Origin of the sequence: Gemmatimonas sp. (genome assembly GCF_036405635.1) — a bacterium.
Classification (GTDB): Bacteria; Gemmatimonadota; Gemmatimonadetes; order Gemmatimonadales; family Gemmatimonadaceae; genus Gemmatimonas.
This window is the reverse complement of the sequence record NZ_DASWXE010000190.1, coordinates 1-9,550: the sequence shown is the minus strand read 5'-3', so window position 1 is coordinate 9,550 and position 9,550 is coordinate 1. Positions and strand designations below refer to the sequence as shown.

Genomic DNA, 9,550 nt, shown 5'->3' with positions numbered 1-9,550 from the left:
CATCCGTTCCTTCACGCTCGTGGATCCGGCGGCGGGCACGTCGGGGAGCACGCCGGCGATGTTTCAATGGCCGCTGATCGGTTCCCTGCTCTGGCAGGGCATTGCCGTGCCGACGATGGCCGATGGGCAGGCCAGCGACTTTGTGGAACCGTCACGCTGGCCCGATTGGGCCGACAAGTATCGGGTGCAGCAACAGTTCCGCGGCTTCGGCCGAGCCTTGCTGCGCACTCGCACGGCGCAGCAGGGGACATCGATCGACAGCATCTACGTGCAGGCGGCGAGCGCCGGACGGCCGGCCCTGCTGATCTGGGGCCTCGAGGATCAGACAGTGCCCATCGCGCTTTCGGACGGCGTGCGCAACGCGCTCCCGGGCATCGAGTACCACGCTATCGAGCGAGCGGGTCATCTGCCGCACATGGAGCGCGCCGACGTGGTGAACCCCATCCTGATCGACTTCCTGCGACGCCACGGTGCGCCGCGCGTGGACAGCACGAAAGTGCCGTCCACGTCCTGAGCCTCCTCGCTACAGGATGTACTTGCGCAGGTCCTCGTCCTCACTGATGGCGCGCAGTCGCTCGCGCACCATCGCCGCATCGACGAGGACCGGATCCTTGCCACGATCGGGCAGCTCGTAGAGCACGTCTTCGAGCAAGGTGGTCATGACCGTGTGCAGTCGACGGGCGCCGATATTCTCCATGCGTTCGTTGACCCGCGCGGCGACCCGTGCCAGCTCTGCGACACCGTCATCGGCAAACGAGAGCGATGCCCCTTCCGCCTCGACCAGCGCCGCATACTGCTTAGTGAGCGCATTCTCCGGCTCGGTCATGATGCGCACGAAATCGGCTTCGGTCAGCGCTTCGAGTTCGACGCGAATGGGAAATCGCCCCTGCAGCTCCGGAATGAGATCACTGGGCTTGGAGACGTGAAAGGCGCCAGCCGCGATGAAGAGCACGTGATCGGTCTTCACCATGCCGTACTTCGTCTGCACGTTCGAGCCTTCGACGATGGGCAGCAGGTCTCGCTGGACACCCTCGCGTGAGACATCGGGACCGCCGGCCTGCCCGCGTGCACCGGCAATCTTGTCGACTTCGTCGAGGAAAATGATACCCATCGCCTCGGCGCGTTCCAGCGCATCGCTGGTCACGTCGTCGAGGTCGATCAGCTTCTCGAGTTCTTCGTCGAGCAGAATGCGGCGCGCTTCGCTGACCTTCACCGTGCGCTTCTTTTTGCGCTTGGGCATCATGTCGCGGAACCAGTCGGCCACGCCTTCCATGCCCTCTGGCGCGCCCGGTACCGCGGCGCCGGGCATGCGAGGACCGGACTGGGTCACTTCGAGTTCGATCTCACGCGACTCGAGCTGCCCGTCGAGCAACAACGCCTTGAGTTTGTCGCGTGTACGCTTGTGGCGCTCCACAGCGGCTTCATGCTCTGCACGCACCTCTGGCGTATCACCGGTGGCGACGGGTGGCATGGGCAGCAGCAGATCGAGAATGCGGTCGTCCACCTTCTCCTCGGCCAGATCTTCGACCTCGGCTTCCCGTTCCGTGCGCACCATGTCGATGGCGTTCTCGATCAGGTCACGCACCATGCTCTCCACGTCGCGCCCAACGTAGCCGACCTCGGTGAACTTGGAGGCCTCCACCTTCGCGAACGGCGCGCCGGAGAGTTTGGCCAGTCGCCGAGCAATCTCGGTTTTGCCCACACCGGTGGGCCCGATGAGGATGATGTTGTTGGGTGAGATTTCGTCGCGGATGGATTCGGGCGCCCGCTGACGACGCCAGCGATTGCGCAGGGCGATGGCCACTGCCTTCTTGGCGTTTGCCTGGCCGACGATGTACCGATCCAATTCGGCCACGATCTGACGCGGCGTGAGCTCGGCGAGGCGGGCGATGGCCTGTTGCGTGCGTGCGGAGGGCATACACGAACGCTAACGATTGACCTAGCTTTGGGGGATGTCCTCCACCCGCCGTTTTGTGGGGTGCGTCGTCGGTGCCATGTTGTCGGTTCACAGCGCGCTTTTCGCGCAGTCCGCTCCCTCCGCTTCGCGTCCCACCTCGTCTGTTCCTTCCGCAGTCCCCTCTCCACTGCCATCGCAGGTGTATCACGCCCGCAATGGCCAGACCGACGTCCCCTTAGGCGCTGCCCGCAGCGATACGATCGAGATTGACGGCCGACTCGACGAGCCCGTCTGGAACACGGCCCCGGTACTCACCGGGTTCTCGATGTATTCGCCCACCGATGGCCGGCCCGCGCCCGACTCGACAGAAGTGCGCGTGTGGTATTCGGCCACGGCTATCTACTTTGGCATTCGTGCGTTCGAGCCGCACGGCGTGGTACGTGCCACGCTGGCCGACCGTGACCGGTTGATGGCCGACGACTATGTGGAGATCCATCTCGATCCGTTTCAGGAACGGCGGCGCGCGTTTGTGTTCGTCGTGAATCCCTTTGGTATTCAGGCCGATGGCACGAAGGCCGAAGGCGGCGGTTTCATACCGGGAGCGAATGTGGCTCCCGGTCAGGTGGACTTGAGCGCCGACTTCCTGTGGCAGTCACGTGGTCGCCTGACCGACGACGGCTACGAAGTGGAGATCCGCATTCCGTACGTAAGTCTGCGCTTCCCCGCGCGTGCGGTACAGCGCTGGGGCATTCAGTTCAACCGCAAGGTGCAGCACAGCGGCTATGAAATGACGTGGACGCCCGTAGAACGGGGCGCGGCGTCCTTCATCGCCCAGGAAGGCTACATCAGCGGCATGACGGGGCTGCGGCGTGGCGTGGACGCGCTGATCAATCCGGAGTTGACCAACACCACCAACGGAACGCCTGCGCCGAATGCGCCCACGACCGATTGGCGCTACACCAACACCCCACGCGTGGGTGGCAATGTACGCGTGGGCCTTGGCAGCAACTTCGTGCTGAACGGCACGATCCGACCGGACTTCTCGCAGGTGGAGGCGGACGCCACCCAGGTGGCCGCCGACCAGCGTTTTGCCCTGTTCTATCCGGAACGTCGACCGTTCTTCGTGGAAGGCGCTGACGCCTTCAACGTGCCCAACACGCTGGTGTACACACGCCGCATCGTGCAGCCGACGGCGGCGGCCAAGCTTACGGGACGCATCGGCCGGGCAAACGTGGCCGTGCTTTCGGCGTTTGATGCACCAACCGGTGTGGCAGACGACTACAAGTCGCTCGTGAACATCCTGCGCATCGCGCGTGATTTCCGCTTGCAGTCCCAAAGCGGCCTGCTCTACAGCGACCGCATCAGCGATGCGCGCACCAACCGGGTGATCGGCGCCGATGTGCGCCATGTCTTCGGTGGCAAGTACTACGCTTCTGGCCAGTACGTCATGAGCAACACGAACGAGCGTGGTTCGCGACTGTCGGGATCGTTGTGGGAAGGCGTGGTCGATCGTACTGGGCGTGGCTGGGGCTTTCACTACAACGTGCTCGGCATCCAGCCGGGATTCCGCACGGACAACGGCTTCGTCGCTCGTACGGGGTATGTGCAGGGCAACGCCAACAACCGCGTGACGTTCTTCGGCAAGCCGGGCGGATTCTTCGAGCGCTACCAGCTGTTCGTGCAGTCGAGCGGCCTGTGGCAATACGCGGCGCTGTTCGACGGCAAGCCATTGCTGGAATCACGCGCCAGCGCCGGCAGCACGCTGACCTTCCGTCGTGGTTGGTCGCTGGGCTACACGCCCACGCTGGCGACCTACGCGTTCGACCCGGCCAACTTCAGCCAGTATCGCGTGCCGACCACGCCGACACCGGTGGTCTTCACCCCGTCACCGCGCATCACGGTGTTCTCCAACCAGTTCTCGTTGAGCACACCGCAGTTCCGGCGCTTCGCGGCGAGCGGCACGTTCCTCACGGCCAACGATGTCGACTTCAACGAAACGGCGCGTGTGAACCGCACCGCCATCACCGGATCGGTGGACTGGCGTCCCGACACGCGCCTGCGCGTGAATGCGACGTATGCCAGCAACGAGTTCATTCGGCGCGTGGACGGCAGCTCGTCGTACAGCACGCAGATTCCGCGCATCAAGGCGGAATACCAGATGACGCGATTCGTGTTCGTCCGTCTGGTGACGCAATACGAGGCCAACCGCCGCGAGGCGCTGCGCGACTGGCGCACGGGTCAGGTGCTGCTGACGCCGCTGGCAGATGGTACCTTCCGCCCGGTCACTGGCACGCGCTCGAACCTGCTGCGTGCCGACTGGCTGTTCGCGTACCGCCCGAGCCCCGGCACCGTGTTCTTTGCGGGCTATGGCAGCAGCCTCACCGAGCCCGAAGCGCTGGCCATGGATCGCCTGCGTCGCGTGAGCGACGGCATCTTCGTGAAGGCAAGCTGGGTGACACGCCTGGGCGCTCGCTAGACGCCCAGGTCTCTGCCACGGTGCTCAGCGACTCGGCTCGAGCACCGTGATGTTGGTGTTGGTGTAGATGCAGATCTCGCCGGCAATCGTGAGCGCCTTTTCCACGATATCGCGCGGCGGGAGCTGCGTCTCGCGCACCAGCGCACGTGCGGCAGCCTGCGCATAGGCACCGCCCGAACCGATGGCGAGAATGCCATCGTCCGGCTCAATGAGCTCCCCGTTGCCGCTGAGCATGAAGCCGTGCTCGGTATCGGCAACAATGAGCATCGCCTCGAGGCGCCGCAGCACGCGATCGCTGCGCCATTCCTTGGCCAGCTCCACCGCAGCGCGGGGAAGATTGCCGGGGTAGCGCTCGAGCTTTTCCTCGAACTTCTCGAACAGCGTGAGTGCATCGGCGACGGAGCCGGCGAACCCCGCCAGCACCCGCCCGCCCTTGAGCGTGCGTACCTTGACCGCGCGCTGCTTGGCGACCGTGTCGCCCACGGAGACCTGACCGTCTCCGCCGATCGCGACCTGTCCATCGCGACGCACGGCGAGGATGGTCGTGGCTCGAACCTGAGGAAGTGGCATATTCCTGAAATGTATCCCATCGCCTTTGCCGACGTGCTGGCCGCTCAGGAACGCCTGCGTCCCCATCTCACCCCTTCCCCGCTGCGCCACTATCCGCAGCTCGACACACTGGTGGGGCATGACATCCGGGTGCTGGTCAAGCACGAAAACCATCTCCCGACGGGGAGCTTCAAGGTCCGCAATGGCACCGCCTGCATCACATCCCTCACGCCTGCAGAAGCGGCGCGCGGAGTGATCGCGGCGAGCACCGGAAACCACGGTTTGGGCCTCGCGTGGGCGGGCGCACAGCTTGGCGTTTCGGTCACCATCTGTGTGCCGAAGGGCAACAATCCCGAGAAGAATGCCGCCATTCGCAGCTACGGTGCCACACTGCTGGAGGTGGGTGACCGCTATGACGATGCGGCTCACGCCTGCGCATCGCTGGCGCTCGAAGAGAATCGCACCCTCATGCATTCCACAAACCACCGGGAGGTCATCGCCGGTGCCGGAACCTTGACCGTCGAATTGATTGCCCAATCACCGGAGGTGGACGCCGTCGTGATTGCGCTCGGTGGCGGATCACAGGCGGTGGGTGCGGCAATCACTGCGGCTGCGCTTCGTCCGTCACTCGAAATCTTCGCGGTGCAGAGCAGCGGCGCATCCGCTCAGCACGATGGCTGGCACGATGGACAAATGCGCGATGGGATGCCTGCGAAGACGTTCGCCGAAGGCATTGCGACCGGCAGCAGCTATGCCCTGACATTCGAAGCGCTGCGCGGCGGGCTTCGCGATTTTGTACTGGTGAGTGATGACGAGATCGCGCAGGGTGTACGTGACCTCTGGCGTATCACGCACAATCTTGCAGAGGGCGCCGGTGCCACAGGGCTCGCGGGACTGCGACGACTGGCACCGCGGCTAGCAGGAAAGACGGTGGCCATCATTCTCTGCGGCGGCAATCTCGACGCCTCCCGCGCGACGGCGATCCTGGGCGGACAGACGCCAGCCTGAATGTGTGTGCAGGGCCAAGATGCGCCCTGCCACCATCTATGGCTGGAGGGGCGCGAGCGAGTTCGCGACGACCGGCGTAACGGTCACCGTGGCGGATTCGCGCTTGGTGCTGTCGGCCTCACTGATGGCGGTGATGGTGTACACACCACTCGCTGACGGGGCCGTCCAGGTCGCGGCGGCGGCGGTTGACGAGAGCAGTCCTCCTGAGGCGCGCCAGACCACCCGGCGATTGTCGGAGCCCGTCACGGTGACACCGAAGCTCGCCTGCGCACCGGCGTTGATGGTGGCCGCTTTGGGAGTCACACTGACTGTGATGATCGACGTCTCGGGCAATACGGGCTGCGACTTCTCGCCACAGCCTTGCAACAGGATACCACCAGCCAGCACGGTGATGAATGCTCGGGAATCACGCAGGTGGGCAGGCATCGTCATGCGATAGACCGTCAGCAATGAGAGGATCCGAAGCGACTACCGACCGATATCGGTCGGTTCATGCCACCCAAGAATGCGCCCAGTTCCGGAGAAGCGCCATGCCGACCGGCTCCCCACGTCACGCCCGTGGATGGGCCTGCCGATAGACCTTTTTGAGCCGGTCCACACTGGTGTGCGTGTAGATCTGCGTGGTGCTGATGCTGGCGTGTCCAAGCAGCTCCTGCACGGCGCGCAGATCGGCACCAGCATCCACGAGGTGTGTAGCGAAGGTGTGTCTGAGCGAATGAGTGGTGAGATCGGCGCCCTCACTCACGGCGCTCATGAGCGTCACCATGGCGTGCTGCACCGCTCTGGCACTGATGCGCGAGCCGCGTTCACTCAGGAACACCGCCCCACGGGCGATGCGTTTGTTGCTGGCCCCGCCGCCGGCTTGTGCGATGAGAGTATCACGCTTGACCAGATAGTTGCGCAGGGCGCGCTGCGCGTGATCGCCAAGCGGCACGATACGCTCTTTTCGGCCCTTGCCACGCACTTTCACCTGCTGCGAGACGAGATCGAGATCGCCGAGGTCGACACCACGCAACTCGGACAGTCGCAGCCCGCTCGAGTAGAACAGCTCGAGCATGGCGAGGTTGCGGACATCGGTGAACTCGAGGCTTTGCGCGCGTGTGGCCGCATGCTGCAGCAGCGTGTCCGCCTGGGCACGGTCGAGGTACGCCGGCAGTGTGCGCGGCAGCTTCGGCGAACCGACGGCACGCGCCGGGTTCACGTCGACCCGCTCGTCGCGGTGCATCCAACGATAGAAGCTGCGCACGGCGGAGAGCTGCCGCGCGATGGAACGCTTGGCGAGCCCACGACGCGTGAGGTGCGCCATGTAGCCGCGAATGTTGGTGCGGGTGAGATCGTTCCACTCCCACCCGCCGATGCCATGCGTCGCCGCCAACCAGTGCGAGAACTCACGCAGGTCACGCCGATAGGCTTGCAGCGTGTTCGGCGACAGGTCGCGCTCCTTCTCGAGATGGGTGAGAAACTCTCCGATCTCGTTCGGGAGCGGCGCGTCCTGTTCAGCGGATGGCGACGAGTCCGTGTTCATCGCGCCATGATTCCATGGCCTGCAGTGCCCGTTCAGCGAACAGCTCGCGCTTGCGCACCTTGTCCTTGAGCACCTTGGGCGCGACCCCTTCCAGCTCGTCGAGCAGACCGAAGTTGGCGTTCATCGGCTGGAAGTGCTTGGGGTCTGCTTCACGCAGGTAGCGATACAGCGCACCGAGCATGGACGCGGGCGGCGGCACCACGGGCTCTTCCCCGTGCAGCATACGCGACAGGTTGATACCGGCCAGCAGACCGGTGGCGCTGCTCTCGGTGTACCCTTCGACGCCCGTGATCTGCCCAGCGAAGAGCGTGGTGGGCGCATCGCGGAGTGCCAGGTGCGACGACAGCGTGGCCGGTGCGTTCACGTACGAGTTGCGGTGAATGCTGCCAAAGCGCAGAAACTCCGCTTCGGCCAGCGCCGGAATCATGCGAAAGACGCGCGCCTGTTCGGGAATTCGCAGACGGGTCTGGAAGCCCACGAGGTTCCACATGCGGCCGCCGCGATCTTCCATACGGAGCTGCACCACGGCCCAGGGCTTCTTGTCGGAACGCGGGTCACGCAAGCCGATGGGCTTCATCGGGCCGAAGCGCAGCGACTCGGAACCACGACGCGCCATCTCTTCGATGGGCATGCAGCCCTCGAAGTACGGCACCTCATCGAACTCGTGCGCCGTGAACTGATCGGCGGTGATCAGCGCGGCAATGAACGCGTCGTACTCGTCCTTCGTGAAGGCACAGTTGAGGTACGCGCCCTCTTCACTGGCCCCTTCCATCGTTTCCTTGCCCCAGCGCGAAGCACGGAAGGCAATCGATTGGTCGATGGATTCGATGGAAACCACCGGTGCGATGGCGTCGTAGAATGCCAACGACTCCACCCCGAGCCGCGCACGAATGCGTTCGGCCAAGGCATCACTGGTGAGCGGGCCGGTGGCGATGATGCCCACGTCCGGCAGATCGGTGACTTCTTCGCGTGATACCGTGATGCGCGGGTGTGCATGAATGCGGTCGTGCACACCCTGCGAGAAGATGTCGCGATCGACCGTGAGTGCACTGCCACCCGGCACCCGTGCTTCGTCGGCGCAGGTAAGGATGAGCGAGCCCAGCGCGCGCATCTCGGCCTTGAGCAGGCCGTGCGCATTGGACGTCTCGGTGCTCTTGAACGTGTTGGAGCACACGAGCTCCCCGAGCCGCTCGGTGCGATGCGCCGCTGTGCCACGCACGGGGCGCATCTCATGTACGACCACCTGATGACCGCGCTCGGCGAGTTGCCACGCCGCTTCACTGCCGGCCAGTCCGCCACCGACGATGTGCACCGGCGCGGACGGGTCGTGTGCAGCAGAAGTCTTCACCGAGGCGCTCACGCGACCTCGGCGACTTCCTCAGCCTCCTCCGGAGTGGCCACGTCCCACTCGTTGCCGCACTTGAGACACTTCCGGAAATTGCCGCGCGTCTTGTTGCTCTTCGCTTCGGCACCCACGTACCCGCATTCGGGGCAGGTTTCGGCGACGGGCTTGTCCCACACGACGAAGTCGCAGTTGGGATAGTTCTCGCAGCCATAGAACGCCTTGCCGCGCTTCTTGGAGCGGCGTTCGGCGATCTCCCCGCCGTCCTTGGGACACTTCACGCCGGTGGGCATGGAGCGGGTGCCACGACACTTCGGGAACTTGCTGCAGCCGAGGAAGTCACCGGAGCGGCCATGTCGAATGACCATGGGCGCGCCACACTCCTGACACATGTAGTTGGTCAGCTCGGCGGGCTTCTTCTCGCCCTTGATGGGGCGCGTGTACTTGCAGGCCTTTGGGTGGTTCTCGCAAGCCACGAAGGGCCCGAAGAATCCGCCCTTCGCCACCAGCTTGCCACCGCATTCCGGACAACGCTCGGTCGCCAGCGCCGACAGGTCGTACGCTTCGCCGATCAGGATATCGAGATCGTTGTCGTTGAGCGTGCGCTGAAACGGCGTCCAGAAATCACCCAAGGCGCGCACCCAATCGATCTCACCTTCGGCGATTTTATCGAGCTCCTCTTCCATCTGCGCGGTGAAGCCAACGTTGAACACGTCGGGGAATTTCTTCACCATCACCTTCTCCACGGTCTCA

The 9,550-nt window shown here is 64.4% G+C and carries 9 protein-coding genes; 3 read left to right on the top strand and 6 right to left on the bottom strand.

The window, feature by feature from the left end; translation table 11 throughout:
• Positions 1–514 (top strand): alpha/beta fold hydrolase (locus tag VGE27_RS15070; protein ID WP_331050493.1); only part of this gene is annotated, 514 nt, incomplete at its 5' end.
• 9 nt (positions 515–523) lie between these two features.
• On the opposite strand, the gene hslU is transcribed toward VGE27_RS15070, so the two are convergent.
• Positions 524–1,918, bottom strand: a complete 1,395-nt coding sequence (hslU, locus tag VGE27_RS15065) for an ATP-dependent protease ATPase subunit HslU (RefSeq protein ID WP_331050492.1) — start codon at positions 1,916–1,918, stop codon at positions 524–526.
• A gap of 34 nt (positions 1,919–1,952) precedes the next feature.
• Between hslU and VGE27_RS15060 the strand changes: the two genes are divergently transcribed.
• The gene (locus tag VGE27_RS15060; RefSeq protein WP_331050491.1) at positions 1,953–4,373 is read left to right on the top strand and encodes a carbohydrate binding family 9 domain-containing protein; all 2,421 of its coding nucleotides are present in this window, start codon (positions 1,953–1,955) and stop codon (positions 4,371–4,373) included.
• A 24-nt stretch (positions 4,374–4,397) separates the two neighbouring features.
• Here VGE27_RS15060 and hslV read toward each other — a convergent pair whose 3' ends face one another.
• Positions 4,398–4,943 (bottom strand): ATP-dependent protease subunit HslV, encoded by a 546-nt coding sequence (gene hslV / locus VGE27_RS15055; protein ID WP_331050490.1) that lies wholly within the window; start codon positions 4,941–4,943, stop codon positions 4,398–4,400.
• Positions 4,944–4,952: 9 nt separating this feature from the next.
• On the opposite strand from hslV, the gene VGE27_RS15050 reads away from it, so the two are divergent.
• Positions 4,953–5,930, top strand: coding sequence for a threonine/serine dehydratase (locus VGE27_RS15050; RefSeq protein WP_331050489.1), 978 nt, complete (start codon positions 4,953–4,955; stop codon positions 5,928–5,930).
• Between the two features lie 36 nt (positions 5,931–5,966).
• Here the strand turns inward: VGE27_RS15050 and VGE27_RS15045 are convergent, their stop codons facing one another.
• From VGE27_RS15045 to VGE27_RS15030, 4 genes are all read right to left on the bottom strand, one after another.
• The gene (locus VGE27_RS15045; protein ID WP_331050488.1) at positions 5,967–6,356 is read right to left on the bottom strand and encodes a hypothetical protein; all 390 of its coding nucleotides are present in this window, start codon (positions 6,354–6,356) and stop codon (positions 5,967–5,969) included.
• Between the two features lie 124 nt (positions 6,357–6,480).
• The gene (xerC, locus tag VGE27_RS15040; RefSeq protein ID WP_331050487.1) at positions 6,481–7,455 is read right to left on the bottom strand and encodes a tyrosine recombinase XerC; all 975 of its coding nucleotides are present in this window, start codon (positions 7,453–7,455) and stop codon (positions 6,481–6,483) included.
• Positions 7,427–8,803 (bottom strand): methylenetetrahydrofolate--tRNA-(uracil(54)-C(5))-methyltransferase (FADH(2)-oxidizing) TrmFO, encoded by a 1,377-nt coding sequence (gene trmFO, locus VGE27_RS15035; protein WP_331050486.1) that lies wholly within the window; start codon positions 8,801–8,803, stop codon positions 7,427–7,429. Before trmFO ends, xerC begins: the two co-directional genes overlap by 29 nt.
• An 8-nt stretch (positions 8,804–8,811) precedes the next feature.
• On the bottom strand, positions 8,812–9,550 hold a 739-nt coding region (locus VGE27_RS15030), incomplete at its 5' end, for a topoisomerase DNA-binding C4 zinc finger domain-containing protein (RefSeq protein ID WP_331050485.1).